This is a genomic window from Larsenimonas salina (assembly GCF_023736155.1).
GTDB lineage: Bacteria > Pseudomonadota > Gammaproteobacteria > Pseudomonadales > Halomonadaceae > Larsenimonas > Larsenimonas salina.
This window is the reverse complement of record NZ_JAMLJJ010000011.1, coordinates 1-25,304: the sequence shown is the minus strand read 5'-3', so window position 1 is coordinate 25,304 and position 25,304 is coordinate 1. Positions and strand designations below refer to the sequence as shown.

Sequence of the window (25,304 nt, the reverse complement as noted above, 5' to 3'; positions counted from 1 at the left end):
TGGCCCCGGCCATCATCATGAGACAATAAGAAGGATATGCCCATGACCGACCATGACAAAACGAACGAATCGTCCACAACGGGGCAGCAGGGAATTCCCTCGCCTCAGGGACCGGCCAATCTCATCAATACCGATTACGTGATTGGCCAAGACAACGTTGCCTTCAAGCGTTTCGGGTTCGATCTGGACGTGCACGGGAAGGTGTTCTCCATCTCGGCGCTGACGATCCTCTTCTTCGTGATCATTACCCTGGCGTTGCAGGAAGAGATTGAACCGATCTTCGATGCAATATTCGGTTTTCTGACCGGCTATCTCGACTGGTTCTTCCTGCTGGCAGCCAATATCATCCTGCTTGTGGCAGTAGTGCTGATCTTTACCCCGCTAGGCAGGGTGCGTATCGGCGGCGCAGATGCTAAGCCGGACTTCAGCTATGCCGGCTGGTTCGCGATGCTGTTCGCCGCCGGCATGGGGATCGGCCTGGTGTTTTTCGGCGTCAATGAGCCGCTGACCCACTTTGGTACCTCGCTGGGTGGCACCACTGTGGAGAACGGTGTGCGTACCGACTGGGCGCCTCTTGGGGGAGCTGCCGGTGACCAGGCAGGCGCCATGTCGCTTGGCATGGCGGCCACACTCTATCACTGGAACCTTCACCCCTGGGCCATCTACGCGATGGTCGCACTTGCTCTGGCGCTGTTCTCCTTCAACAAGGGACTGCCGCTGACCATGCGCTCGATCTTCTATCCCCTGTTGGGGGAGCGGGTCTGGGGCTGGCCGGGGCACTTGATCGATATCCTGTCTGTCTTCGCGACTCTGTTTGGGCTGGCGACCTCGCTGGGCTATGGGGCTTCCCAGGCGACGGCTGGGCTCAATTACCTGTTTGGGATCCCCGACGGCAACGTCACCATGGTACTGCTCATCCTGGGTATCACCCTGGTGGCCCTGATGTCGGTGATGGCGGGTGTCGACAAGGGCGTGCAGCGCCTGTCCATGGTCAACATGGTGCTGGCCTTCATGCTTCTGCTGTTCATGATCGTGGTCGGTCCTACCCTGCTGATCATGACCGATTTCTTCACCAATCTCGGTTCCTACCTGTATCACCTGCCGGCGCTGTCCATGCCTTTTGGACGCGAAGATGACAACTACCGTCAGGGGTGGACCGCCCTCTATTGGGCTTGGTGGATCTCCTGGTCTCCGTTCGTCGGCATGTTCATCGCCCGCGTCAGCCGCGGCCGCACCGTTCGTGAGTTCCTGATTTCGGTGATGATCGTGCCCACGCTGGTTTCCACGCTGTGGTTCACGGCCTTCGGCAACACCGCCATCGATCAGCTCGTCACGGACAACTTCCAGGGGGTCAAGGACGCGGTGGTCGAACTGCAGCTGTTCGTGATGCTGAGCCAGTTGCCCTGGACCGCTATCACCTCCTTCGTCGGCATCGTGCTGGTGATGGTGTTCTTCATCACTTCCTCGGACTCCGGCTCACTGGTCATCGACTCACTGACCGCCGGCGGCAAGGTGGATGCGCCCAAGGCGCAGCGCATCTTCTGGGCGCTGATCGAGGGCGCCATCGCCATCGCGCTGCTGCTGGGTGGCGGCCTGGGTGCGCTGCAGACCGCCGTGCTCGCCACCGGGCTGCCGTTCACGCTGGTGCTGCTGGCGGCCTGCTTCGCGGTGGTCAAGGGGTTGAGGAGCGAGCCGAAAAATGTCTAGACACGGGTGACGTGTCGCAGTGAGTCCGGTCGGTGAGGCGGGGCTCGTCTAGGAAGGCACCGACATCCCAGGGATGTCGGTGCCTTCAGGTGTTGACCACACCTTTGCTCAAGCTTCCAGGCTCTTCGTTCACGCCCCGGGGGCGTCTATGCCCTCAGCTCCTGCGTATGGGTCATCAGCCAGTTGCGGAGTATCTGGATTTCCGGGGAGTTGACGCGCTCGCGACGGCAGACGAAATAGTGTTTCCTGTCCTGCGCGTCATAGCTTTCCTTTACTGGCCGAACCAGCCGGCCCTCTTCCAGCTGCTGCTGGACAAGATGGCGCCAGGCGAGGCCAACCCCCACTTCCTGATAGACGGCGTCCAACAGCATTGTGAAGTGGCTGAAGTTTATTTCTTTTTGTTTTCGCGCCCCGTCGACGCAAAACAATCCGAGCCAAAAATCCCAGTCAAGCGGTGTCCACAACCTGGCTTTCCAATGGCCGGCGCTCAGGTTGAGCAGCGTAACGTCCAGCAAGCCTTCAAGCGTCGATATATGAGGGTGCTGCTCCAAAAATTCTGGGGTACATACCGGAAATATCTCTTCCGAAAAAAGGTACTCTGCCACGTATTGCGGGTGTTCCTCGAGCCCTAGCATGACGGCTGCGTCAAACCCTTCCCGATAGCTGGCGTTACCTTCGCCACTGATCAGGTGCAACTGCAAGTCCGGGGACTGGTGGTTGAGCATCTTGAACCTGGGCATGAACCACAGCTGGCCAAAAGCCGTTGTCGTGACCAATGAGAGATATCCCTGACTGTGACGACGTAGCAGGTCCCGCGAAACCGCGGCAAGATTCTGCAAGGCGGGCGATGCCGCCATCTGCAACGTCTGTCCCTCCTCGGTCAGGTCAACCGTGCGATTGCCACGGATGAACAACTTCAAGCCATAGAAGGTTTCCAGTGTCTGAATCTGGCGGCTCACCGCCGCCTGGGTCACGCAAAGTTCGTCGGCCGCTGCCTTGAAACTACCGTGGCGGGCAGCCGCCTCGAAAGTGCGCAGGGCATTGAGTGGCGGAAGTCCAAGTCTGGAGCTGTTCATCGTTTTCCATCATCTCAGCCGGCCTCAAACGAAAAGCCATTTTGCCACATTTCTTTCTGTGAATGACGCTCGTGTCGCTTAACAAAAGGTTTATCGAAGCCGACCCATAACTCGTTTGTCCGAATACCTCAGTATCACTGATCATCGACCTCATCCACGATAATGAAGGGGGCTCAGTGAAATGCGACTGCGTGAGATTCATATCTACAAGCATGACCTGCCGGTCAAGAACGGCCCCTATACCATGGCCAACACAAAGGTCTGGTCGCTGGATACTACCCTGGTCCGATTGGTGGCCGAGGACGGCACCGAAGGTTGGGGTGAAACCTGTCCGGTCGGTCACACCTATGCCGAAGCTCACGCGGAAGGTGCCCGAGCAGCTCTGACTGTGATGGCGCCGGGCCTGATTGGAACGGAGCTATGGCCTCTTGTGCTGCAGCGAAAGATGGGCAGCCTTCTGAACGGGCATAACTATGCAAAGGCGGCGATCGATATCGCCGCTCATGATCTTATCGGAAAGCGGCTTGGCGTCAGCGTTGCCGAATTGCTCGGCGGTGTTGTTGTAGATCGAGTGCCCACCTATTACTCGACCATCGTCGGTGACCCGGATGAAACCGCCCGCATCGCTGCCGAGGTTCGTGATATGGGCTATCCGCGTATTCAGGTCAAGGTCGGTGGCCGTCCTGTCGAAACCGATATCGAGACCATCCACAAGGTCTGGGACGTCATCCGAAGCAGCGACATGCGCATGGCTGTCGATGCCAACCGAGGCTGGAATACACGCGATGCGCTGCGTGTAAGCCGTGAGTGTCCCGATATTCCTTTCATCATGGAGCAGCCCTGCAACACCGTGGAGGATCTCAGGAAGATCCGGCCACAGATATCACACGGCATCTACATGGACGAGAGCGGCATCGACCTGAATGCCGCAATCACGGCGACAGGAGAGGGGCTGGTCGACGGATTCGGTATGAAGATAACACGCATCGGCGGCCTCCAGAACATGCGCACATTCCGGGATATTTGCGAGGCCCGCAACTTGCCGCATACCTGCGATGATGCCTGGGGTGGGGACGTGATCGCCGCCGCCTGCACCCAGATTGCCGCCACAATGCGGCCTGATTTGTGCGAAGGCGCATGGGTCGCCGCTTCATATATTGAAGGAAATTTCGATCCAGAGAACGGGATCAGGATCGAAGGTGGCCACATCAAGCGGCCGACCGGTCCGGGATTGGGAATTCTTCCAGATGAAGCGCTTATTGGCGCTCCTATCGCCAGTTTCTGATAGGCATGAGGAAATACAAATGAGTTTCTCAGGAAAAACTGCGCTGGTCACTGGCGCGGCGGGTGGCATCGGGGCCGCGATCGTAGCGAGCCTACGCGAGCAGGACGTTCGGGTAGCTGTCGCGGACCGCGATGTTTCGGGAATCGCGGCCGAGGCGCATCTGCCCGGCGACCTGCTGGACACGAATTATGCTGATGGCCTCCCGCTTGCGGCTCATGCCGCATTGGGCCGACTGGATATCCTGGTCAACAATGCCGGGGTGATTTCCCGTGGCCCGGTGACCGAAACGACCGATGCCGATTGGCAATTGTCGGTCGGTGTCAATGTCGAGGCGCCCTTCCGAATCTGCCGCGCCGCGATCCCGCTGATGGCTCGTCAGGGAGGCGGTGCCATTGTCAACACGTCCTCTTGCTGGGGCGCTAAGGCGCCGGGGGCGAACCATGCGCTTTACTGCATGACCAAGGCGGCCGTTGCCTCGCTCACGCAATGTATAGGCATGGATCATGCCCATCAGGGTATTCGCATCAATGCGGTCTGCCCCAATGAGGTGAACACCCCGATGCTGCGCACAGGCTTCGCCAAACGTGGCTTCGATCCGGACCACGCCATCGCCGAACTGGGAAAGACAGTTCCGCTCGGTCGCATCGCCGAGCCTGAGGATATCGCGGACGTTGTGCTTTTCCTGGCTTCGGATGCTGCACGCTACCTTTGCGGTACTCTGATCGAGATCAACGGTGGGAAGCCTGTCTCATGATGCGTTTCAAAGACAAGATAGCGCTCGTAACCGGTGGAAGATCCGGTATCGGCCAGGCGATTGCACGCCGGTTGAAGGATGAGGGTGCGCGTGTATTTACCGCGCAGCGCAGTCAGGATACCGAGTTTGAATGCCTGCCTGCCGATTTCACCGACCCGGCAAGCCCGACGCAGGTTGTAACTGAGCTGGTCTCGCGTGCCGGACGGTTGGATGTGCTGGTCAACAATGCCGGCCTGATGCAGGAATCCTCAGTCGAGGCAATGAGTATTGAGGATTGGCAGCGCAATCTGATGGTGAATCTGACCGCCCCATTCCTGATGATCCAGGCCGCGCTGCCGTACCTGCGTAGAACGCGAGGCAGTATCGTGAATGTAGGCTCGATCGAAGGCCTGGGATCGAACCCGGGGCATGCCGCCTACTGTGCCTCGAAGGCGGGACTGCATGGCTTGACCCGAGCGGTGGCCGTGGATCACGGGGCCGAGGGAATCCGGTGTAACGCGATCGCTCCCGGCTGGATCAATACGGACCTGAACGTCGACTTCATCGAGAGCATGCCCGATCCGGTTGCATTCCGCCGAGATATCGCGCGTATTCACCCGGTAGCACGGACAGGCAAGCCGGAAGAGGTCGCGTCTCTGGCTGCCTTCCTGGCCGCGGAAGAGTCGGGTTTCTGCACCGGACAACTCTATACCGTCGATGGCGGTCGGACAGCGAAGCTGAGTCTGCCGTGAGGGTTCATTTGTCCGTGAGGATGCCTCTCGCGGGCAAAGGCAGGATTGTGCATTGCCATCCGGTAAGCACTGTGCTGTTTGGGCACGGGTATTTGATCACTCGGGACCTGGCAAGTAACGACGGATCGCTTCCAGCACCGCCGTGTCGATAACCACACTTCCTTCTCCTCTGACGTTGTCGTGCACCGGGCGGCGGCCAGGCACATAGGTTCCCTGGGCACTGAGTCGATCGAGTTGCCGGCTTAGCCGCGACACGAAATGCTCGTCGATCAACCTGGGTTGGATGGCGATGATCGTCATGCCCGCGTCGACCGAGCGTTGCCCCTCCTGGGGATCTGCCATGTCGAGCGACCATGAGGCACCGGACAGTCCGGCGGCGAGACACTCGACCATCAGTGCCACGTTGGCGCCTTTCGTGCCCCCGAAGGCCAGCAGGGTGCCACGCAGGGCCGCCGTGGCATCGGTAGTGGGGCGCCCCGCGGCGTCGAGGGCCCAGCCCTCGGGTATTCTGCGCCCTGCGTCGGCGGCCTCCGCCAGGTTGACCAGCGCCGTAGCGCTGGAGGCCTGGTCGATGACCAGCGGCGCGTGCGGATCGGACAGAGGAGCGGCAAACGCCATCGGGTTAGTGCCGAAGACGGCCTTGCCTCCCGACGAGCCGGCGACGACGGCGGGGCTGTTGGACACGGCCAGGGCGATCAGCCCCTCGATGGCAAGACGTCGCACGTAGTAGCCCAGCTCGCCGGTGGTGAAGCCGTTGTGCTGGGTGAAGAGCGTCACCCCCAGTTCCCGGGTGCTGGCGACCAGCGTCGGCATGGCCAGGTCGAAGCCAAGCTGGGCGGTGCCCCCATCCGCATCCGAGTGGAGGATCGCCGGCAGGGGATGGGTCAGTGTCGGATCGGCCTCGCCGTTCAGCCGACCCGCACTAAAGCCGGCGAGGTATTGCAGCAGGTGCGGAAACCCTACTGCGGGACGGCCATGCAGCGCGGCCGATACCGTCGCCGTTGCCAAGGAGCGGGCGGTGGCAGGGTTGGCGCCCGCGGAACGGCAGGCCTGCTCGGCCAGTCGCTCTGCCTCGTGGGCGGAAAGGGTCTGTTGATCCATGGAGCGCATTCTCCTGACGTCATGAATGGCTTAACGGGAAAAGATCAGCAGTACCAGCCCGCCGCCGTCGCTGCCGGCGATATGGTTGGTGTTCGGCTCTCGCACGATGAAATTCCCGCTCCGGTAGTGGTGGTTCTGGTCGTAGAAGTCACCCTCGATCACGTAGAGCTGCTCACGTCTGTCGTGAGCGTGATAGTCCGAGAAGGCGCCGGGCGCCATCCTGATCAGCATGGTCTCGGTGTCGCCGCTGTCGTCACGGTAGAGGATCTTGTGCTGGAATCCTGCTATCCCGCTCTCCTGCCAATCCAGCGATTGGGTGTCGGTGACCTGGAAGGACTCCTGGTCGGGGCGATTCGATCGGGGAGCTTCAAAGATATCGTTCACGGTTGCGTCGTCCTCGCGGAAGTGATGAATACGCCGGGCGCCCTCGCCATTTATGGGGCCAGGGATCACAAGTCCTTGACCAGCCGCAGGGCGTCGTAGATGGCGGCATGGGTGTTGCGCGAGGCCACCGCATCGCCGATGCGGAACAGCTGGAAGTCGTCACCGCCGTCGCGGACCACCGTCTGCGGCCGGCCGACGATCAGGTCGTCGTAGTCCACCGCGCCGCCGTTGCAGGAATGCGGCTTGAGCTCGAAGTAGATGTCGGCCAGCGGCGTGATGCCGTAGTTGACCACCACCTGATCGATGCGCCGCTCCTGGGCCAGCTCCTGCCCGACAGGCAGGGCGTAGTCGCTGGTGATGCGGGCCAGCAGCTCGCCGCCGTCGCGCTCCACCGACTTCAGCCGGTAGGTGGGCGTGAAGGTGACGTTGGGCCGCTGCAGGGCGCGCATGTAGGGCACCAGGTTCATGGCCATGATGTCGGCCGCGAAGGTGCGGTCGGGGGTCATGATCTCGAGCTCGGCGCCGCTGGCGGCGATCATCTCGGCGGCCTGCATGGCGGCGTTGTCGCCGGTCTCGTCGAACAGCAGCACGCGCTTGCCGGGGGCCTCATGGCCGGAGATCACGTCCCAAGTGTTGACGGTCAGGGCGTGGCCGACCTCGGGCAGCTCCTCCTGCGGGTAGCCGCCGGTGGCCACGATCACCGCGTCCGGCTGCTCGGCCAGCACGTCCTCGACCTCGGCCCAGACGTTGTAGCGGATCTCCACGCCCAGCTTCTCGCACTGCGCCAGGCGCCAGTCGATGATGCCCATCATCTCGCGGCGACGCTCGCTCTGGGCGGTGAGGCGCACCTGGCCGCCGGCGTCACTGGCGGCCTCCAGCACCGTCACGCGGTGGCCGCGCTCGCCGGCCACCCGCGCCGCCTCCAGCCCCGCGGGGCCGGCGCCGATGATCACGATCCGCCGCGCCGTCTCGGCCTTGGGGATGGTGTGCGGCATGGTGGTCTCGCGGCCGGTGGCGGCGTTGTGGATGCAGTAGGCGGCGCCGCCCTGGTAGATGCGGTCGAGGCAGTAGTTGGCGCCGACGCAGGGGCGGATCTCCTCCTCGCGGCCCTCCATCAGCTTGCGCACCAGGTGCGGGTCGGCCATGTGGGCGCGGGTCATGCCGATCATGTCGGCCTTGCCGGCGGCGATGGCGTGGCGGGCCGTGGCGACGTCCTGGATCTTGGCGCCGTGGAAGGTCGGGAAGTCGACCCGGCGGCGGATCTCGCCGGCGAAGTCCAGGTGCGGCGCGCTGGGCATGCCCTGTACGGGGATGACGTCGGTGAGGCCGGGGTCGGTGTCGATGTGGCCGCGGACCACGTTGAGGAAGTCGATCAGCCCGCTGTCCTTCAGGCGCCGGGAGATCTCGAAGCCGTCGTCGGCGCTGAGGCCGCCGTCCAGCATCTCGTCGCCGGTGTAGCGCACACCGACGATGAAGTCTTCGCCGACGCGCTTCCGGATGGCGCTCAGCACCTCGAAGGTGAAGCGCAGACGGTTGTCGAGGTCACCGCCGTAGGGGGTGTCCAGGGTGTTGGTCAGCGGCGACCAGAACTGGTCCATCAGGTGGCCGTAGGCCTGCAGCTCGATGCCGTCGAGGCCGGCGGCGTGCATGCGCTCGGCGGCGTCGGCGTAGTCGCGGATCAGGCGCTCGATGTCCCAGTCCTCGACCCGCTTGGGGAAGGCGCGGTGCGAAGCCTCGCGACGATGGGAGGCCGATACCGCCGGCAGCCAGTCGCCCTTGTCCCAGCGCGTGCGCCGGCCCAGGTGGGTGAGCTGGATCATCACCGCGGTGCCGTGCTCGTGGCAGGCGTCGGTCAGCTCGCGCATCCAGGGCACCACCTCGTCCTTGTAGGCGAGGATGTTGTTGAACACCGGCGGGCTGTCCCTGGCCACCGCCGCGGAGCCGGCCGTCATGGTCAGGCCGATCCCGGCCCGTGCCCGCTCGGCGTGATACTCCCGGTACAGCGCCTTGGGCATGCCGTCCTCTGGGTAGGCGGGCTCGTGGGACGTCATCATCAGACGGTTCTTGAGGGTCAGGTGCTTGAGCCGGTAGGGCTGCAGCAGCGGGTCGTTGGTCATGGCCGGGCTCCGTCTTGTTGTGTGTCGGCTTGACAACGTTAGGAGTGCGTGTACATGGTTGTCAATATAATGTACATGAATGTACAGACGCTCGGTGCGAGCGGCCGTTATCCTCGAGGCGGTTTCCTCGCGCCCGAGCCAGACAACCCTCATCAAGGAGACGCGACCCATGGCACAAGACGCCGTGATCGGCATCATCGGAGGACAGGGATGGATGGGACGATCCCTCGGTATGGCACTGCTTGGGAGTGGCGAGTGGCGCGCCGAGCGTCTGTTGATCTCGTCCCGCACGGGGCAGGGCGAGGCGTTTCGTGACTGGCCCGAGGTGCGCTGCCTCAACGACAATCAGGCGCTGGTCGACCGGGCGGATGTCGTCGTGCTCTCCGTGCGGCCGCAGGATCTGGACGCCATCGAGGTCGACGCGCATGGCAAGCTGGTCATCTCGCTGCTGGCCATGACCTCGCTGGAGGCGATTGCCGAGCGGATGGGCAGCCGTCGTGTGGTCAGGGCGATGCCGAATGCGGCGGCGGAGCTGCGTCGGGCCTATTTCCCCTGGTATGCCGCCTCGGAGGTCGACGATGACGACCGATGGCTCGTGCAGACGCTGCTCGCGAGCTGTGGTACGGCGAGGGAGGTGCCCGAGGAGCGCGATCTGGACTACCTCACCGCCCTGAGTGGCGCCGGGCCGGCCTATCCGGCGTTACTCGCCCAGGCGCTGCTGACGCATGCAAGGCAGGCGGGGATCGACGACGAGATCGCACGTGAAGCCGTCCTGGAGACGCTGGTCGGTGGGGCGTTGCTGCTGGAGCGAGAGGGCGTCGATCCCGGCGAGATGGTCGAACGGTTGATTGCCTATGAAGGCACGACGGCCAAGGGCCTGCGTAGCATGATCGATGGCGGTCTCGAGCAGGTGGTGCATCGAGGCCTCAACGAGGCCTATCGAGCCGCGCGTGGAGGGTAATAGCGGCAATGGGCTCAGCGCTCCCGCGCAGAGGGCTCATAGCCATGCCGGGCATGGAAACGGCGCAGTTCGCCCGGCGGCGGGGTCTGTCCGGTGAAGATCTCGACGTAGTCGGGCATGCGCTGCATGCGAGTTTCCAGCGCTTCCTGGGTCTTCATCGAGATGTAGCCGATCTGGGTAAGGTAGATGGTGCGTCCGCGCACGCATGCGGGCAGAGGGGCATAGCCATGATGCTCGAACATCCTTGCCAGTGCCTGGATGCGGATCTCATCGGCCGCATCGATCTCCCCGGCGACCGCTTCGGACTGAAGCGCCCAGCTGCGGATCGCGAATTCCAGCTGGGAGTCGAACAGCGTCGGATCCAGCCAGCAGTCGAAGACATTCAGGATCGCTTCGACGATGTTGTCGGCATATGCCTCGGTCTGGCGTACCAGCCCCTGGGTGTTCTTTTCTCGCCATCGCTCGATCAAGGCATCGAGCAGCGTCTCGCGATCTTTGAAGAACCAGTAGAAGCTGGTGCGGGACACCTTGAGCCTCTTGGCTAGGGGCAGGATGCGAACGCTACCCACGCCGGATTCGAGCAGCAGTTCGAAGGCGGCATCGAGCCAGGCCTCGCGAGAGCCTTTCCATCGGGTATCGTGGCGGTCAGCGGTGGGCATCGCGTGGTATGACTCCGGTTCGAAGCGCATGAGTGGGCGGAGAGTACACTGGTGTCGATTTAATGTACATTCGGCTGCTGGTATATCCATGTCAGCCACATCCCGCGGTTCACGGAGTCAGGCATCATGAGTAACAGGCAGGAATCCGCGGGGAGCCCGCGTCGAGTGGGCTTCCTGCTGATGCCGGGATTCGCCCTGACCTCCTTCTCCCTGGCGGTGGAGGCGCTGAGCGTGGTCAACCAGCTCGGCGGGTGTCGTCGCTACGACTACTGCCTCTACAGCGGTGATCCGGAGACGTCGCGGCAACTGGTCGAAAGCTCCAACGGGGTGCCGATCCAGACGGCCGGGCACTTCACCGAGGCGGAGCACTGCGACACCCTGGTGGTGTGTGCCCACCGCCATGCGGCGCGGCATGACGATGATCGCCTCAAGGTAATGCTGCGGCGTCAGAATCGCCATGGCGGACGCATCGTCGCGCTGTCCAACGGCAGCCTGGTGCTGGCGCGCGCCGGTGTGCTGACCGGCAAGGGCTGTACCCTGGTGGGGGAGGACGTGGTCGTGTTCGAGGAGCTCTATCCCGAGATCCCGGTACGCCAGCACCTCTATACGGTCGACGACAACATCCTGACCTGTGCCGGTGGCATGACGGCGCTCGACATGTTCCTGTTCATCATCGGCTGCGACTTCGGCAAGGAGACTGCCCGCGAGGTCTCGCTCAGGTTTCTGCAGGATCGGGTGCGTTCGCCGGAGGAAATCCAGCACGCGCGTCGTTCGCTGGAGCGGCGCATGCGCTCGCCCACCCTCGGCGCGGCCATCGAGCTCATGGAGGCCCATCTCGAGCAGCCGCTGTCCATCCGGGCGCTGGCCGACCAGGTCGGCGCCACCACCCGTACCCTCGAGCACCTGTTCCAGCGTTTCGAACAGACCACCCCGGCCGGCTACTATCTCGCGCTGCGTCTGAACTGCGCGCATCGGATGCTTCAGGAGAGCCGCCTGCCGATCTCGACCATCGCCCTGGCCACGGGGTTCACGTCACAGAGCTACTTCTCGCGTCGTTTCCGGGTGCAGTTCGGCCTGGCACCCCGCGACGCAAGAGACGCATGAGAGGTCAAAAGACTTTCGCATTCGTGATATAAGCCGGCTGGCCTCGCGCCGGATACTGGCGACGTTCCAACGGACACGTCGTACAGGAAAAGGCACCATGAACAACATGCTCGACATCGACCCCAGACTCGCCAGCCGGACCCTTTCCTTCGAGGAGGTGCCGGTCGTGGATATCGGGCCACTCGTCGACGATAGTGACCCGCAGAAAGTGGCCAGAGAGATCGGCAAGGCCTGCGAAACCGTGGGTTTCTTCTATATCAAGCATCATGGCATATCGCGTGAGCTGATTGATGCGGCCTACGGCCAGGCGGAGGCCTTCTTCTCACGCCCCTTCGAGGAAAAGAATCGAGTCAATATCGTCCATTCCGGACAGACACTGCGCGGCTACATTCCGACCTATGCGGAAAACGTGGATCCTGAAAAGAGCCGTGACTTCAAGGAATGCTTCGACCTTGGACTGGACGAAGAACACGTCGCGCCTTTCTTCGGCCCTAACCTGATGCCCGAGGAACCTGCAGATTTCAAGGCGGTGATGGAGCAGTATCACGCCGAAATGCTGTCGCTTTCGCGCAAGCTGATCGGGGCCATCGCGCTGAGTCTCGATCTGCCCTACGATCACTTCGCCTCGATGCAGCGACACCCCATCACGGTGCAACGTCTGCTGCACTATCCCGCCCAGCAGGGTGCCGTGCGCGAGGAGGAGATCGGTATCGGAGCCCACACCGACTACGGCTTCCTGACCATCCTCGCCCAGGATGCCAATGGTGGCCTGCAGGTGCAGAACCGCGACGGCGACTGGATCAGTGCACCGCCCATCGAGGATACCTTCGTGGTCAACATCGGTGATCTGGTCCAGACGCTGACCAACGATCGCTATCGTTCGACCATGCATCGCGTGATCAACATCAGCGGTCGGGAGCGCTATTCGCTGCCGTTCTTCATCGACATGGACTACGACGCGCTGGTCGAGGTGCTGCCCGGCTGTGTCAGCGAGGCAAACCCGCCGCGCTATGCCGCCTACACGAGCGGTCAGCACAAGTTCCGCCGCTACAAGAACAGCTATTCCCACCTCAAGGACGTCGACGCGGCCTGACTCAGGTGTGATGGGCGCCGGCCAGATTCGGCGCCCATCGCGTTCCCTGTCCTATCTCCATCTTCGATCAAGGCAGGCTCAGCTTGGCCATCCTTCCGCCGTCCACCGTATAGACCTGGCCGGTTATGAACCCTGACTCCTCAGCGGCTAGGAAAGCGACGAGAGCGGCAACTTCCTCTGGCACACCGGCTCTGCCAACGGGATGAATGCGCCCGATGTCACGCTGAAAGGCCTCGGGATCCGGCTGGCTGGCGCCGAACTCGAGATTCAGCTCGGTATCGATCCAGCCCGGGGCCACGGCATTGCAGCGAATGCCCTCGTGACCATGGTCGACCGCCACAGCACGCGTCAAACCATGCAGCCCGGCTTTGGTCGCACAATAGGCAGCATGCCCAGGGTTAGCGCTCAATCCCTCTACGGAACCGGTGTTGACGATGCTGCCCCGCGATTCGCGCAGGTAAGGAAGCGCCGCGCGGATCATCAGGAAAGGGGTCGTCAGGTTGACGGTGAGGTTGCGCTGCCAAGCCTCCAGTTCCATCTCCTCCACCGCGGCTTCCTGCATCATTCCGGCATTGTTGACCAGCACATCGAGGCGTCCGGTGCGTGCGATGACTTCTGCCACGACCCGCTCGGGTACCTCGGGGTCGGTGAAGTCCGCCGTGATACCGTTGAAATGCGCATCTTCGCCGCGCTGGGCGGTGAAGACATTTGCGCCCTCATCATGCAGTCGCTGGGCAATGGCGCGACCAATCCCGGAACGTCCCCCCGTCACCAGGACTACCTTGCCGTCGAACCGCTTAGTCATGAGATTCTCCTGTTTTCTGATATAGATCTAGTGATCGTCTCCTGAAAGCTCTGCCTTGCTACCAATGTCAGGGGATAGACGAACGCCGGCTTTTCACCTTTGTTGGAAAAGTTAAGCCGGCGAATATAGTGTCATTGAGTCACAGTGTGATGTTGCTGTCTATCAGCGAAAAGGCCTGATTTTTATCGCCCTTTATCGCCGACAGGGGGGGAGATATCAGCTCCCCCCCCCTTGCCAATCAGGCCTGTGCGAGACGATAGGAGCGTACTTCGGCAAGCAGGCCTTTGACGATTGTGTAGCAGGCAACGAGCAGTACCACGGAGAAGGGAAGTCCGGTCGATACGGCTGCAGCCTGGAGGCCGTTTAGGCCACCACCCACGAGCAGGGCGATGGCGATTGCGCCCACCATGATGCACCAGAAAATACGCTGTGGTCGGGGAGCGTCAAGTTTGCCGCCGGCGGTGATGGAATCGATCACTAGCGAGCCGGAGTCCGACGAGGTTACGAAGAAGACGACTGCCAGCATGATGCCGACCGTTGAGGTGAGAAGGGAAAGCGGCATCTCCGACAGCATGACGAAGAGTTTGAGCTCGATCGCAGCATCTTGCACACCATGGAAGCCTTGATGAATTAGCTGATCGATGGCGGTGCTGCCGAAAGATGTCATCCAAATCGTCGAAACTAGCGTCGGGATCAGCAGTACCGCGATCAGGAATTCGCGTACGGTGCGACCGCGGCTGACGCGGGCGATGAACATGCCGACGAACGGCGACCAGGAGATCCACCAGCACCAGTAGATGGCAGTCCATCCATGAGTGAAGTTGGTATCCTCTCGATCAAAGGGCGCCGCCAAGGCAGGGAAGTGCGTGACATAAGACGTCAGGCTATCGGCGATACCCGTAGCGATGAGTGCGGTTGGACCGAATATGATAACGAATCCCATCAATGCGAACGCCAGGATCATATTGATCTTGGAAACGCGCTGAACGCCCTTTTCCAGCCCAGCGGCGACTGACAGAAGAGCGACCGGTGATGGCCGAAATCAGGAGTGTGATGGTGGTGTCGTTGTTGGGGATGCCAAACAGGTACTCCATCCCGGCGGATGCCTGAGAGGCGCCGAGCCCGAGTGCCGTGGCCAGGCCGAACAGCGTGGAAAAGACGGCCAGGATGTCGATTACATGGCCGGGCCACTCCCAGACGCGCTCCTTGAGAAGGGGATAGAAGATGGCGCGAACGGAGAGCGGCAGCCCCTTGTTGTAAGAAAAGATAGCGAGCGACAAGGCCACGATGGCATAGGCCGCCCAGGGATGTAGGCCCCAGTGGTAAATAGTAGCGGCCAGGCTCAGGTCAGTGGCCTGGGATACATTGCCTTCGGCGCCGCCCAGCGGGGCCCAGTCGGTCCTGACGCCATCATCGCCCAGCGTGATGCCGGACAGCGACGAGTTGAAGTGGCCCATCGGCTCGCCGACGCCATAGAACACCAGTCCGACCCCCATCCCGGCGGCGAACAGCATCGCGAACCACCCGGCATAGCCGTAGTCGGGTTTGGCGTGATCGCCGCCGATACGAATTTTCCCTAGGGGCGAGGCGATCAACGCGAGGCATAGCAGCACGAAGATGTTGCCGCTGAGTAGGAAAAACCAGGTGAAGTGCTCAGTGACCCAGTCCCGCATCGCCAAGAGAAGTGGCACGACCTGCTCGTTCAGCGCCAGGGTAAGGACGACGAAGGAAAGGATAACCAGCGATGAGATGGTGAAAACCTTACCGTGAAGGTCCAGCTCGATGCCGAAGGGTTTGGCCGATATGTTGTCTTGCCCGACTACGTAGTCGGTATCGATGATTTCGGTGCTTCCTTCCGGGGAAGGGATACCATGTGCTTCCTGAGAGATTCTATCCTTCAAGGAGTTATGATCTGTTGTATTCGTCATGAATTTTCGGTCTTTTTCGTAGGGGGTTTCGTCGCCTCATGTTCTTCTTTTTCGGTTTTTCCGGATTTTATTGGGGAGGCCACGTCGTCATGAGGAGTTTTCTATCAAGATCTCCAGTCATTAATAGTCTTTTGATGTTTGCGGCAACCTAGCGGAGATCATCTTCGAACGGGAAGTTCGATAGCACTTCTGTTCCCGTTTCGGTAATCAGCACCTGCTGCTCGAGCTTGACACCTTCGTGACCGCCTTTCTCGCCGATGAAGCTCTCGACGCACAGGGTCATGCCGGGCTCTATCTCGCCGTCGTAGCCGGCCTGAGCGAAGTCGGCCTGGTGATACAGGTAGGGGTATTCTCCCGTCATGCCGACACCGTGAGCCGACACGTAGTAGCGATTGTCGAAATAGCGATCGGGAATGGGCCAGGCCTCGCGAGCGTAGTCACGGAAACTCATGCCGGGATGAAGGATGGCCAGGTTGTGCGAGACCTGCTCGAGAGCGGCTTGGTAGAGGTCTCGCTGGTGTGAGGTCGGTGCATCAGGTCAGGCGTGGAAAGTCCGCGAGAAGTCAGCGTAATAACCGAAGCAGCCAACCACATCGGTATCCAGGGCGACGAGTTCGTTGGGGGCGATACGCTTGGCGCTTGTTTCCTGGAACCACGGGTTGCTGTGTACCCCCGAGTTGAGCAGTCGGGTCTCGAAGTACTCGCCACCCCCGGCGATGACGGACTGGTGAAGCACTGACCACAGCTGGTTCTCGGTCATGCCAGGTTTCAGTGCCTCACGCAGTGCGGCGACGCCGACTTCCGTACAGGCCAGCGAGGCGCGAATGCACTTGATCTCTTCAGGCGTCTTGATCGCGCGGGCACTTTCCACGATGCCCTGGGCATCGTTCAGATCGAACCCCTGGGCCTTGAGTTCCAGCGCGATGCCCACGGGAAGCCGTTCGGTGCCGACTCTGGCACCACGGCCGGCCTTTTCCCTGATCAGTGCGCCCATCTCGAGTGCCCACTGACGCTCGGCCTGCTCAAGGCTGCCGGCGGTGGCTACGTAGGCGACATTGGCCGCAGGGCGAATCTCGTCCAGCGTGGGCAGCCCCCGGGGGAGGTGTTCGGCACCTCCCATCTCGAACAGTATGGCCTGCTCCCTGGTCACCAGCAGATAGCGGGCCATGCCATTGCGGGCGGAAAAGACCTGCATGTTGCGAGCGCCGCATGCGTAGCGGACATTGACGGGATCGTTGAGCAGCAGCGCCTCGATATCGAAGCGCTGCATCTGTTCCCGCACTCGCCGTAGGCGGCCCAGCGCGAGGGCACTCTCATCCACGCCGATTTTCTCTGCATCGAGTTCGATCTGGCCGGAGCCGGCCAGATCACTACGTTGCATGTGCCAGTCCAGTTCCATGATCAGTCGTCCAGGCCGTCACTGCGTGCGTTCTGCTCCGCATCGATGTGGGCCTGCAGGACGCGACCATGGACCTGTTGGGTACGCTCGACTCGGCCGATAAAGCCCGGTTCCTTGGCGTAGCCGAAGATGGCCGTGTGACGCTCGCCTTTGCCTTCGACGACGCGGTGCATGGAAAAGCGCCCCTTGAAGATCTGTAGGTCACCAAGCTCGAGTGACAGCGTCTTGACCTTGTCACGCTGACCGTCGAGTACGTTCTTGACATCGTCGTAGTGCTCGTCTCCTGGCTCGCGCAGGTCGGGGCAGTACTCGAACTCTCCACCGCTGAGTGGTTTCTTCGTCAGCAGGCTGACGATGAATTCGTTGGTGTCGTAGTGCCATGGTAGCGAGGAACCTTCTGGCATGATGTTCGCGACCACACCGGCCAGAGGATCGTCGAAGGTATAGAGCTGAGTTTCCTCGAGGCAGTCGGTGACGAAGCGCTGGAAAGCCGGGTGACGATAGAGGCCCAGGCATAGGCCGTTTTCGGGAAACCAGTCCATGGCCACGAAGGCGTTGGAGAAGGCTGAGAAGCGCCGACGCGTATGATCTTCCGGCAGCGACGGCTCGTCGTTGTTGAAGTAAGGGGTGATTTGTCCGTGGGAGAAGTGAGCTTTGTCGGCGATGCCGGCGACTTCAGCTTCCAGTCGGTCGTGATACTCCGAACGAATGAATCCATCGATGCGCGCGCAGCCCTTGTCGTTCAGTGCCTCACGAATCTCGGCGATGCGTGCCTAGTAGGCCTCGCTGTCGGGGCGATCGATGGGCCAGGCCTCGAGATCGATGCAGTCGATACCGGGAATGAGGGCGTTCTTGGCCTGTTGCTGAGCAGTCGTCATGGTGAGCTCCTTGTGGGAGATGATTCAGTGATGCTTATAGTAATTTCGCTACAGCGGCGATATAAAATGGGAAATACAGTAAAAAGCATAAGGTTTTCTAATGAATATGCTGGAGCGTACTCACTGGCTGTTGCTCGCGGCTCTCAAAGATTCCGGCTCGATCACCCTGGCAGCGGCGTCGCTGAATATCACTCAGTCGGCGGCCAGCCAGCGTTTGAGCGAGGCCGAGAGGCGCCTCGGCGTGCGTCTGGCGGTCAAGCAGGGGCGGGGGCTGGTACTGACCGAAGCCGGGGAGACGATTGCCGCGGCGGCACGCGCGGCGACGCCACTGCTGCAGTCGGCGGAGTCTGATGCCATCTGGCAAGGCAAGCGCAGTGCCAATCGTGTACGGGTGGCCTGGACGCACTTCGACCCGTCGGGGTTGGCCTCGATGCTGCTGCGGCTGGGAAGTCGGATGGAGCCGAGTCTGGATCTGGAATTCGTGCGTGTGCCCAGCGAGCGCCCCGTATCACCACTCGGCAGTGACGTCGCGGACCTTGTGTTGCTGCCAGGTGCCATGGAAGTACCGAACCTCGACAGTCGGGGCTTGCTGCGCGATCGTCTTGTGGCGGTTGTCGGGGCGGGGTCTCATTTGGCGGCGCGGGAGCGGATGAGCCCGGAGGACTTTCATGGTGAGCGATTCCTGACCTATGGCCTGAGGCCTGAGGCGGGATGGGAGTATGACCTCTTTTTCGAGAGGGGACAGCGGTTTCCGACCGGTGTATCGCGGGTCGAATCCACGGAGCTGATCTGCCAGCTGGTGGCGAGTGGTGATGGGGTTTCTATCCTACCGTCCTTCTGCGTGACGATGTCGGCCTGGGCGGAGAGATTGCGCGCCATCGAGCTGGATGTGACGCCCATCACCTTCGAGTGGAGGGCTCGCTACACGAGTGACGAAGGCGGTGAGCCGTCACTGGCAGGGCGTCTGGTGGAGGCTATGGCGGTCGACATCGACGCCGATATCGACAGCTATTGCCTATCGCCTCGGACCGGGCGTTCCTGAATGTGGGCATGCAGCTGGGCCGCCAGCTGTCGCGCTGCCTCGCTGGGCTGACCTGGGCGTCGATGCAGGGTGATGTCTGTGGTCGGCAGCTCGGGCAGCTCCCCGTTGTGTTCGAGGGCGCGCAGACCGGGGCCGATCATTGAGGGTGTCAGCACTGTCACCGCTAGCCCAGCCCGTACCGCAGCGGACAGCCCCGACAGGCTGGTGCTGGCATAGGCGATGCGCCAGGCTATGCCGGCGGCTTCGAGGGCGGCGATGGCGCGCTCACGAAAGATGCAGACGCCTTCACGTGATACCGCTAGGGGCAGGGGCTTCCTGGCATGGGTCTCATGGCCTGATGCCCCCGCCCAGATCATGGGTTCACGTCGCAGTATCTCACCGCCGGGGCTGTTGGGTTGTCGGGTAACGATCGCCAGGTCTAGGGCGCCGGAGCGGACGTCCTGCACCAGGTCGACGCTCAGACCACAGTGCACTTCCAGCTCGACCCCGGGGAAACGGTCCTCGAATGCCGACAGTGCCTCTGGGAGATACACGAGGTAGTCGTCGGGAATGCCGAGTCGCACCACGCCATCCAGCCGCTGTTCTCGAACGTCCTGCCAGGCCAGCGCATTCTGCCGCAGCATCTGTCGGGCATGGGCCAGCAGGCGTTCCCCCGCAGGTGTCGGAGTCGCGGCCCGTTGGCCTCGCTGTAGAAGACGGCAATCGAAAAGCTCTTCCAGACGCTTCATATGGGCGCTGACCGTGGACTGCGCCATGTGCTGCTGCTCCGCGGCGGCGGTGAAGCCACCCTGATCCACCACGCTGATGAAGGTCCTTAGCAGGACAAGATCCAGCGGTCGCTGGGTATTGGAAACGGTCATCACGAAATCCGATGGCTTTATCGGGAAACTTCGTTTCCATGATACGCGGGCGTCACCGAGAATGCGCGCTGCCATCGCCTGCGCATTCAGGGCCGCACGCAGGCCCGCCGCGAGGCAAGAAGACGCGATGCGGCTAGGCATCCGATGTTCCTGTTTCTCTCCTGCCATGCCTCGAGCGTGTCATGGCGGGGCGTGCGCCGCGTTCAAGGTGTCGAGCCAGTATCTCGCGATGTCGATGCCATCGAAAGAGGAGGAGTGCTCATGTCACGTCAACACGATTCTCGGCAGCATCACCAGCGTGACGATTTCCCGTCCCTGCCGATGCCGGCGATGCCACCCCTCGCCGTATTGACATGGTCGAGAAAGCTATGCTCCGGCAAGCGTTTCAAGGCGGGTCCTCAGGTCTAAGCAGACGCCCGGGACGTATTACCCATGTCATCCGCCTGGCGGTGCCAGCTTGCCCCCATTCACCAACACAATGAGCTTTATGGCTAAACAAGAGGCCGGCCCGGTGGCCGGCATCAATCCACCGGTCTTCTACCCCTCTGCCGGTATCATCCTGGCCTTCGTGATCTTCACCATCGCCATGCCCGAGACCGCAGGCGCCTGGTTCGGCGCCCTGCAGGACTGGATCATCGGCACCTTCGGCTGGTTCTACATGCTGGCCATGGGCATCTATCTGGCGTTGTCGTTGATTCTGGCGTTCAGCCGCTATGGCCGCATCAAGCTCGGCCCGGATCACAGCGAGCCGGATTTCAGCTACCTGTCCTGGTTCGCCATGCTGTTTTCCGCCGGCATGGGCATTGGCCTGATCTTCTACGGTGTGGCCGAGCCGGTCTTCCACTTCGCCGGCCCTCCCATGGGAGATCCCGAAACGGCGACGGCTGCACGCGACGCCATGCGCCTGGCTTTCTTCCATTGGGGCATGCATGCCTGGGGTGTCTACGCCATCGTCGCCCTGGCGCTGGCCTACTTCAGTTTCCGCCACGGCCTGCCGTTGCGTATCAGCTCGGCGCTCTATCCGCTGATCGGCAAGCGCATCCATGGCCCGATCGGCCACGCTGTAGACGTTTTCGCGGTGTTCGGCACGATGTTCGGCATCGCCACCTCGCTGGGGCTCGGCGTGATGCAGATCAACGCCGGCCTGAACTACCTGTTCGGTGTACCTATCGGCCCATGGACACAGCTGGGGCTGATCGCCCTGGTCACCGGCATCGCGACGATCTCGGTGGTATCTGGCTTGGACGGCGGCATCCGACGCATTTCCGAGTGGAACCTGCGCCTGGCTGTGCTGCTTCTGGTGTTCGTCGCGGTCACCGGCCCGACGCTGTTCATCTTCCGGTCGCTGGCTCAGAACGTCGGCACCTATCTCTCGTCCGCGCTGGACATGACGTTCAACATCTACGCCTATGTCGACGACGAGGAGACGGAGTCCTTCATGGGCGGCTGGACGCTGTTCTACTGGGCCTGGTTCATCGCCTGGTCGCCGTTCGTCGGCATGTTCGTGGCCCGCGTCTCCCGAGGCCGCACGATACGCGAATTCGTGCTCGGCGTGATCTTCGTGCCGGTCGGCGTGACCTGCGTGTGGCTGACCGTGTTCGGCGACACCGCCCTGCACGGCATCATGAGCGGCGCCATGCCGAACCTGGTCGACCAGGTGTTCGCCGACAGCTCTACCTCGCTGTTCCACTTCCTGGACACGCTGCCGCTGGCCAGCATCTCCTCGGTGGTCGCGACCCTGCTGGTCATCACCTTCTTCGTGACCTCGTCCGACTCCGGCTCGCTGGTCATCGATACCCTGACCGCCAAGGACGACGGCGAGCCGGCCGTCTGGCAGCGCGTCTTCTGGGCCGTCGCCGAAGGCCTGGTGGCCTCGGCGCTGATCCTGGCCGGCGGCAGCAATGTGCTGTCCGCTCTGCAAGCCGCCTCGCTGGCCTCGGCGTTGCCGTTTGCGCCGATCCTGATCCTGGTCGGCTTCGGGCTGTTCAAGTCGCTGCGCATCGAGGCCTGCAAGCGTGACAGTCTGCAGCACGTCGCCAACACGCCCAGCCACGTGGCGCGCATCGGCGCCGAGCAGGACTACGCCTGGCAGGAGCGTCTCGGGGTGCTGGTCTCCTCGCCGCGCCGCCAGCAGGTGATCGACTTCCTTGATGCCACCGTCGAGCCGGCGATGCGCGAGGTCGCCGAGGAGTTCGAGAAGCAGGCGCTCGACGTGCGCATCACCCGCGAGGAGGATCGCTGCACCATGCGTGTGGGTCACGGCGACGAGGCCGACTTCATCTATGGCGTGCGCGCCCGAGCCTATGCGGCGCCGTCGTTCGCCTACAGTGGCCTGGGCGGCCGCAAGAAGGGCGAGGACAACAGCCACTACCGCGCCGAGGTCTTCCTGAACGAGGGCGGCCAGAAGTACAGCATCGTCGGCTACCTCCCGTCCCAGGTGATCGGTGACATCCTCGATCAGTACGAGAAACACCTGCACTTCCTGCATCTGGTTCGCTAGACACGATGGCCATGATGGAGCCGACGGCCGCCCGCGCTTGCGTGGGCGGCCGTATTACGTTCGGGCCATGCCTTCCTTTACCCACGATGGCCGAAATCGACAAGCCGTCGTCTTCCTCGTCCCCCATACTGCCCGGCCGACCCGTGAGTGGAGAATCGACATGTCGGCTGTTTCCCATGCCGAGGCGCGCCGCGCCACCCTGTGGGGCGCCAGTACCGTCCTGAGCTGGGCGACGCTGGCGCTGTTTACCCAGTGGGCCGGCCCGGTGCCGCCTTTCCTGCTTACTGCGCTGTGCTTCGGCCTGGCCGGCGGCCTGGCGCTGCTGGTGTTCCTGCTGCGTGGCGAGAAGCGTGCCCTGGCCGAGGCCTTCCGCCAGCCCGCCGGCGGCCAACGCCGGGCTGATCAGCTATCTTTGGCCGCTGCTGATCGTGATCCTGGCCGGCTGGCTGCTGCCGGGCGAGCGCCTGCGCGGCATCCACCTGGTGGGCGGCGTGTGCGGCTTCATCGGTGCGGCGCTGCTGGTGGGGCCCGACGGCTTCGACTGGTCCGGCGAATATACGCCGGGCTATCTGGCGGCGCTGCTGGCGGCCTTCATCTGGAGCGGCTATTCCGTGGCCTCGCGGCTGCTGGCGCGGACTCCGACCACGGCGGTGGCCTGGAACTGCCTCGGCGCCGCGGCGCTGGCATTCGTCTGCCATCTGGCCTGGGAGCCCACGGGCTGGCCGGAAGGTGCCAACCTGTGGGCGATCCTGGCCCTGGGGCTGGGGCCGGTGGGCAGCGCCTTCTTCACCTGGGATCTGGGCATGAAGCGCGGCCACGTGCGCCTGCTGGGGCTCATGTCCTATGCCACGCCGCTGTGCTCGACCCTGGTGCTGATCGCCGCCGGCCTGGCCGCGCCCAGCCCGAGCCTGCTGCTGGCCGCGCTGCTGATCTGCGGCGGGGCGCTGATCGGTAGCGGCATGTTGAGTGGTCGAAAGCACCGGCGGTCACGTGAGTCGACGGAGTCGTCGAGGGGATAACGCCTGGCGCGACGCCGGGCACGTTCAAGAGACAAGGAGGACACCGTCATGGAACAGATCGAATGGGCGGACTTCGACAGAATCGAACTGCGCGTGGGCACCATCGTCGAGGCCGAGGTCTTTGCCGAGGCGCGGCGGTCGGCCTACCGGTTGCGCGTCGACTTCGGCGAGGAGATAGGCGTGCGCAAGTCCAGCGCCCAGATCACCGAGCTGTACGAGCCGGACGAGCTGGTCGGCAAGCAGATGATCGCGGTGGTCAATTTTCCGCCGAAACAGATCGGCCCAATGACCTCGGGGTGCCTGGTCACCGGCTTTCATCGCGAGGATGGGGCGGTGGCGCTGGCTACGCCCGACATGGGGGTACCGAACGGGGCGCGGCTGGTCTGAGGCGAACGCGCGCGGTGACGCCTGCGGCGAAAGAAGCAGGCGTAGACCCGTGGCGTCACCCGGGCGCCGGGCGTAAACTCGTCGCACCCGCCCCGATCATGGTTGACGCCGCAACGATATGAAAATCAGTCCTTTGCCTCCCCTGAACAGTTTGGTGGCCTTTGAGTCGGCGGCCCGGCACCTCAGCTTCACGCTGGCTGCCGATGAGCTGCATGTGACGCAGGGTGCGATCAGCCGCCAAGTGCGTAGCCTCGAGACCTACCTGGGTAAGCCGCTGTTCGAGCGCGCCAATCGCAGCGTCAAGTTGACCGCCATGGGTCGACGCTACGCCCAGTCGGTGCGTCAGTCGCTGGTGGATATCGCCGGCATTACCGATGAGGTCCGCAGTTGGCAGGGCATGCACCAGCTCACCGTGGCCACCACCAGTGCCATGGCCTCACTGTGGCTGTTGCCCAAGATCGCCGAGTTCCAGCGCGAGCATGACGACATCGAGCTGCGTATCGTGGCGACGGAACAGATTCGCGACCTGTCACGAGTGGAGTCCGATGTAGCGCTGTTCTACTGCCGCACGCTACCAGCCAGCATGCGGGCCACGACGCTGTTCCACGAGGAAGTTTTCCCGGTCTGCAGCCCTGGCTATCTCGAACGCCATGGTCCCCTGGAGGACTTGACGGCATTGCCGGACTGCACGCTGCTATCGCTCGAGGACGCCGATCAGGACTGGATGAGCTGGCGTCAGTGGTTCTCGCAGGTGGGCGCCGAAGTCCGGCCACCGCGTCGACGTCTCAATATCAATAGCTATTCGATGCTGGTGCAGGCCGCGATGATGGATCAGGGCGTGGCATTGGGCTGGAGCCAGCTGGTCGACGATTACCTGGAGCGGGGACAGCTGGTGCGGCCAGTGGAGACGGTGCTGCGCACTGAAGCACGTTTCTATTTGCTCGAGCGTAGTGATTCGCCGGCTAATCGCCGTGGCGTCAAGGCCTTTCGGGAGTGGCTGTTGAAGACGATTCCCAAGGAAGTCGGAGACCTGGGACTGACATGAGTGCGTGGTCATGGAGTGCTTCACGACGAGGGGCCCGGCGGATGCCGGGCCCCTCGTCGTTCCAGGCGGCGGGTGGTCCCGGTTCTCAGGCCCGGACGCTCGCCTCGAAGGTGGTGTCGGCGGCCGGGGCTGCAGCAGGCCTGACGTCGCTCGTACCGCTGTGATGGTCGAGCGTTTCGTCCGCCGGCCTTGCCTGTGGTGGGAGCATGGCGGCGGCCATCGGCTCGCGTCGCAGCGAGCGATACAGGCTGATGGTGATCACCAGGATGAAGATGGCGATGGGAAAGCCGGCGATGATCGAGGCGGTCTGGATCGTTTCCAGTCCCCCGGCATAGAGCAGGGCGCTGGCGATGCAGGCGATGATGACGCCCCATAGCACCCGGATGACCTGTGGAGGCTCCTGGTGACCGCCGCTGTCGAGAATGCACAGTACGAGAGTGCCCGAGTCCGCCGAGGTGATGAAGTAGGT

At 62.6% G+C, this 25,304-nt stretch carries 21 protein-coding genes and 2 pseudogenes; 12 read left to right on the top strand and 11 right to left on the bottom strand.

Annotation, left to right across the window (positions count from 1 at the left end; translation table 11 throughout):
- Positions 1 to 42 precede the first annotated feature (42 nt).
- Positions 43 to 1,707, top strand: a complete 1,665-nt coding sequence (locus NAT23_RS14360; protein ID WP_251929342.1) for a BCCT family transporter — start codon at positions 43 to 45, stop codon at positions 1,705 to 1,707.
- 146 nt (positions 1,708 to 1,853) lie between these two features.
- Here the strand turns inward: NAT23_RS14360 and NAT23_RS14355 are convergent, their stop codons facing one another.
- Positions 1,854 to 2,783, bottom strand: a complete 930-nt coding sequence (locus NAT23_RS14355; protein ID WP_251929341.1) for a LysR substrate-binding domain-containing protein — start codon at positions 2,781 to 2,783, stop codon at positions 1,854 to 1,856.
- A gap of 181 nt (positions 2,784 to 2,964) precedes the next feature.
- Between NAT23_RS14355 and NAT23_RS14350 the strand changes: the two genes are divergently transcribed.
- Genes NAT23_RS14350 through NAT23_RS14340 form a run of 3 tightly spaced genes read left to right on the top strand, consistent with a single transcriptional unit; the run spans position 2,965 to position 5,553 of the window.
- The gene (locus NAT23_RS14350) at positions 2,965 to 4,068 is read left to right on the top strand and encodes a mandelate racemase/muconate lactonizing enzyme family protein (RefSeq protein WP_251929340.1); all 1,104 of its coding nucleotides are present in this window, start codon (positions 2,965 to 2,967) and stop codon (positions 4,066 to 4,068) included.
- Between the two features lie 19 nt (positions 4,069 to 4,087).
- On the top strand, positions 4,088 to 4,822 hold the full coding sequence (locus tag NAT23_RS14345) for an SDR family NAD(P)-dependent oxidoreductase (RefSeq protein ID WP_251929339.1): 735 nt from the start codon (positions 4,088 to 4,090) through the stop codon (positions 4,820 to 4,822).
- On the top strand, positions 4,819 to 5,553 hold the full coding sequence (locus NAT23_RS14340; protein ID WP_251929338.1) for an SDR family NAD(P)-dependent oxidoreductase: 735 nt from the start codon (positions 4,819 to 4,821) through the stop codon (positions 5,551 to 5,553). The genes NAT23_RS14345 and NAT23_RS14340 overlap by 4 nt, the downstream gene beginning before the upstream one ends.
- 96 nt (positions 5,554 to 5,649) lie before the next feature.
- Here NAT23_RS14340 and NAT23_RS14335 read toward each other — a convergent pair whose 3' ends face one another.
- The 3 genes from NAT23_RS14335 to NAT23_RS14325 all read right to left on the bottom strand — a co-directional run bounded on the left by NAT23_RS14335 (position 5,650) and on the right by NAT23_RS14325 (position 9,155).
- Positions 5,650 to 6,654 carry an Ldh family oxidoreductase gene (locus tag NAT23_RS14335; RefSeq protein WP_251929337.1) on the bottom strand — a complete coding sequence of 335 codons (1,005 nt, stop codon included), beginning with the start codon at positions 6,652 to 6,654 and terminating at the stop codon, positions 5,650 to 5,652.
- 30 nt (positions 6,655 to 6,684) lie between these two features.
- A complete protein-coding gene (locus tag NAT23_RS14330; RefSeq protein ID WP_251929336.1) occupies positions 6,685 to 7,038 on the bottom strand; it encodes a cupin domain-containing protein in 354 nt (117 codons plus the stop codon).
- Positions 7,039 to 7,103: 65 nt separating this feature from the next.
- A complete protein-coding gene (locus NAT23_RS14325) occupies positions 7,104 to 9,155 on the bottom strand; it encodes an NADH:flavin oxidoreductase (RefSeq protein ID WP_251929335.1) in 2,052 nt (683 codons plus the stop codon).
- A 169-nt stretch (positions 9,156 to 9,324) separates the two neighbouring features.
- Here NAT23_RS14325 and NAT23_RS14320 point away from each other — a divergent pair, with 169 nt between their 5' ends.
- Entirely contained in the window at positions 9,325 to 10,116 is a 792-nt protein-coding gene (locus tag NAT23_RS14320; RefSeq protein ID WP_251929334.1) for a pyrroline-5-carboxylate reductase family protein, read from the top strand.
- Between the two features lie 14 nt (positions 10,117 to 10,130).
- On the opposite strand, the gene NAT23_RS14315 is transcribed toward NAT23_RS14320, so the two are convergent.
- Complete coding sequence (locus NAT23_RS14315) at positions 10,131 to 10,775, bottom strand: TetR/AcrR family transcriptional regulator (RefSeq protein WP_251929333.1); 645 nt, start codon at positions 10,773 to 10,775, stop codon at positions 10,131 to 10,133.
- A gap of 126 nt (positions 10,776 to 10,901) precedes the next feature.
- Here NAT23_RS14315 and NAT23_RS14310 point away from each other — a divergent pair, with 126 nt between their 5' ends.
- Positions 10,902 to 11,879, top strand: coding sequence for a GlxA family transcriptional regulator (locus tag NAT23_RS14310; protein WP_251929332.1), 978 nt, complete (start codon positions 10,902 to 10,904; stop codon positions 11,877 to 11,879).
- 97 nt (positions 11,880 to 11,976) lie between these two features.
- Entirely contained in the window at positions 11,977 to 12,972 is a 996-nt protein-coding gene (locus tag NAT23_RS14305) for an isopenicillin N synthase family dioxygenase (protein WP_251929331.1), read from the top strand.
- A gap of 67 nt (positions 12,973 to 13,039) precedes the next feature.
- Here the strand turns inward: NAT23_RS14305 and NAT23_RS14300 are convergent, their stop codons facing one another.
- From NAT23_RS14300 to NAT23_RS14285, 4 genes and pseudogenes are all read right to left on the bottom strand, one after another.
- Entirely contained in the window at positions 13,040 to 13,777 is a 738-nt protein-coding gene (locus NAT23_RS14300) for an SDR family NAD(P)-dependent oxidoreductase (protein ID WP_251929330.1), read from the bottom strand.
- Positions 13,778 to 14,015: 238 nt separating this feature from the next.
- A pseudogene (locus NAT23_RS14295) lies at positions 14,016 to 15,705 on the bottom strand (BCCT family transporter).
- A 148-nt stretch (positions 15,706 to 15,853) separates the two neighbouring features.
- Positions 15,854 to 17,086: pseudogene (locus NAT23_RS14290) on the bottom strand (M24 family metallopeptidase).
- A gap of 20 nt (positions 17,087 to 17,106) precedes the next feature.
- Positions 17,107 to 17,862, bottom strand: coding sequence for a HalD/BesD family halogenase (locus NAT23_RS14285; protein ID WP_433962206.1), 756 nt, complete (start codon positions 17,860 to 17,862; stop codon positions 17,107 to 17,109).
- Between the two features lie 220 nt (positions 17,863 to 18,082).
- On the opposite strand from NAT23_RS14285, the gene NAT23_RS14280 reads away from it, so the two are divergent.
- On the top strand, positions 18,083 to 19,024 hold the full coding sequence (locus tag NAT23_RS14280) for a LysR family transcriptional regulator (protein ID WP_251929328.1): 942 nt from the start codon (positions 18,083 to 18,085) through the stop codon (positions 19,022 to 19,024).
- Here NAT23_RS14280 and NAT23_RS14275 read toward each other — a convergent pair.
- A complete protein-coding gene (locus tag NAT23_RS14275; protein WP_251929327.1) occupies positions 18,991 to 20,025 on the bottom strand; it encodes a LysR substrate-binding domain-containing protein in 1,035 nt (344 codons plus the stop codon). The two genes, NAT23_RS14280 and NAT23_RS14275, sit on opposite strands and share 34 nt — an antisense overlap.
- A gap of 346 nt (positions 20,026 to 20,371) precedes the next feature.
- Here NAT23_RS14275 and betT point away from each other — a divergent pair, with 346 nt between their 5' ends.
- From betT to gcvA, 4 genes are all read left to right on the top strand, one after another.
- A complete protein-coding gene (gene betT / locus NAT23_RS14270; protein WP_251929326.1) occupies positions 20,372 to 22,384 on the top strand; it encodes a choline BCCT transporter BetT in 2,013 nt (670 codons plus the stop codon).
- Positions 22,385 to 22,734: 350 nt separating this feature from the next.
- A complete protein-coding gene (locus NAT23_RS14265; protein ID WP_251929325.1) occupies positions 22,735 to 23,403 on the top strand; it encodes a DMT family transporter in 669 nt (222 codons plus the stop codon).
- Positions 23,404 to 23,451: 48 nt separating this feature from the next.
- Positions 23,452 to 23,790 (top strand): tRNA-binding protein, encoded by a 339-nt coding sequence (locus tag NAT23_RS14260; RefSeq protein WP_251929324.1) that lies wholly within the window; start codon positions 23,452 to 23,454, stop codon positions 23,788 to 23,790.
- 118 nt (positions 23,791 to 23,908) lie between these two features.
- The gene (gene gcvA / locus NAT23_RS14255; protein ID WP_251929323.1) at positions 23,909 to 24,835 is read left to right on the top strand and encodes a transcriptional regulator GcvA; all 927 of its coding nucleotides are present in this window, start codon (positions 23,909 to 23,911) and stop codon (positions 24,833 to 24,835) included.
- 85 nt (positions 24,836 to 24,920) lie between these two features.
- Here the strand turns inward: gcvA and NAT23_RS14250 are convergent.
- On the bottom strand, positions 24,921 to 25,304 hold a 384-nt coding region (locus NAT23_RS14250; RefSeq protein ID WP_251929322.1), incomplete at its 5' end, for a BCCT family transporter.

Excerpts from the sequence above, each read along its gene's own strand:
- NAT23_RS14360 (WP_251929342.1), top strand. The coding sequence starts at position 43 with ATGACCGACCATGACAAAACGAACGAATCGTCCACAACGGGGCAGCAG.
- NAT23_RS14355 (WP_251929341.1), bottom strand. The coding sequence starts at position 2,783 with ATGAACAGCTCCAGACTTGGACTTCCGCCACTCAATGCCCTGCGCACT.
- NAT23_RS14350 (WP_251929340.1), top strand. The coding sequence starts at position 2,965 with ATGCGACTGCGTGAGATTCATATCTACAAGCATGACCTGCCGGTCAAG.
- NAT23_RS14345 (WP_251929339.1), top strand. The coding sequence starts at position 4,088 with ATGAGTTTCTCAGGAAAAACTGCGCTGGTCACTGGCGCGGCGGGTGGC.
- NAT23_RS14340 (WP_251929338.1), top strand. The coding sequence starts at position 4,819 with ATGATGCGTTTCAAAGACAAGATAGCGCTCGTAACCGGTGGAAGATCC.
- NAT23_RS14335 (WP_251929337.1), bottom strand. The coding sequence starts at position 6,654 with ATGGATCAACAGACCCTTTCCGCCCACGAGGCAGAGCGACTGGCCGAG.
- NAT23_RS14325 (WP_251929335.1), bottom strand. The coding sequence starts at position 9,155 with ATGACCAACGACCCGCTGCTGCAGCCCTACCGGCTCAAGCACCTGACC.
- NAT23_RS14320 (WP_251929334.1), top strand. The coding sequence starts at position 9,325 with ATGGCACAAGACGCCGTGATCGGCATCATCGGAGGACAGGGATGGATG.
- NAT23_RS14315 (WP_251929333.1), bottom strand. The coding sequence starts at position 10,775 with ATGCCCACCGCTGACCGCCACGATACCCGATGGAAAGGCTCTCGCGAG.
- NAT23_RS14310 (WP_251929332.1), top strand. The coding sequence starts at position 10,902 with ATGAGTAACAGGCAGGAATCCGCGGGGAGCCCGCGTCGAGTGGGCTTC.
- NAT23_RS14305 (WP_251929331.1), top strand. The coding sequence starts at position 11,977 with ATGAACAACATGCTCGACATCGACCCCAGACTCGCCAGCCGGACCCTT.
- NAT23_RS14300 (WP_251929330.1), bottom strand. The coding sequence starts at position 13,777 with ATGACTAAGCGGTTCGACGGCAAGGTAGTCCTGGTGACGGGGGGACGT.
- NAT23_RS14280 (WP_251929328.1), top strand. The coding sequence starts at position 18,083 with ATGAATATGCTGGAGCGTACTCACTGGCTGTTGCTCGCGGCTCTCAAA.
- NAT23_RS14275 (WP_251929327.1), bottom strand. The coding sequence starts at position 20,025 with ATGCCTAGCCGCATCGCGTCTTCTTGCCTCGCGGCGGGCCTGCGTGCG.
- betT (WP_251929326.1), top strand. The coding sequence starts at position 20,372 with ATGGCTAAACAAGAGGCCGGCCCGGTGGCCGGCATCAATCCACCGGTC.
- NAT23_RS14260 (WP_251929324.1), top strand. The coding sequence starts at position 23,452 with ATGGAACAGATCGAATGGGCGGACTTCGACAGAATCGAACTGCGCGTG.
- gcvA (WP_251929323.1), top strand. The coding sequence starts at position 23,909 with ATGAAAATCAGTCCTTTGCCTCCCCTGAACAGTTTGGTGGCCTTTGAG.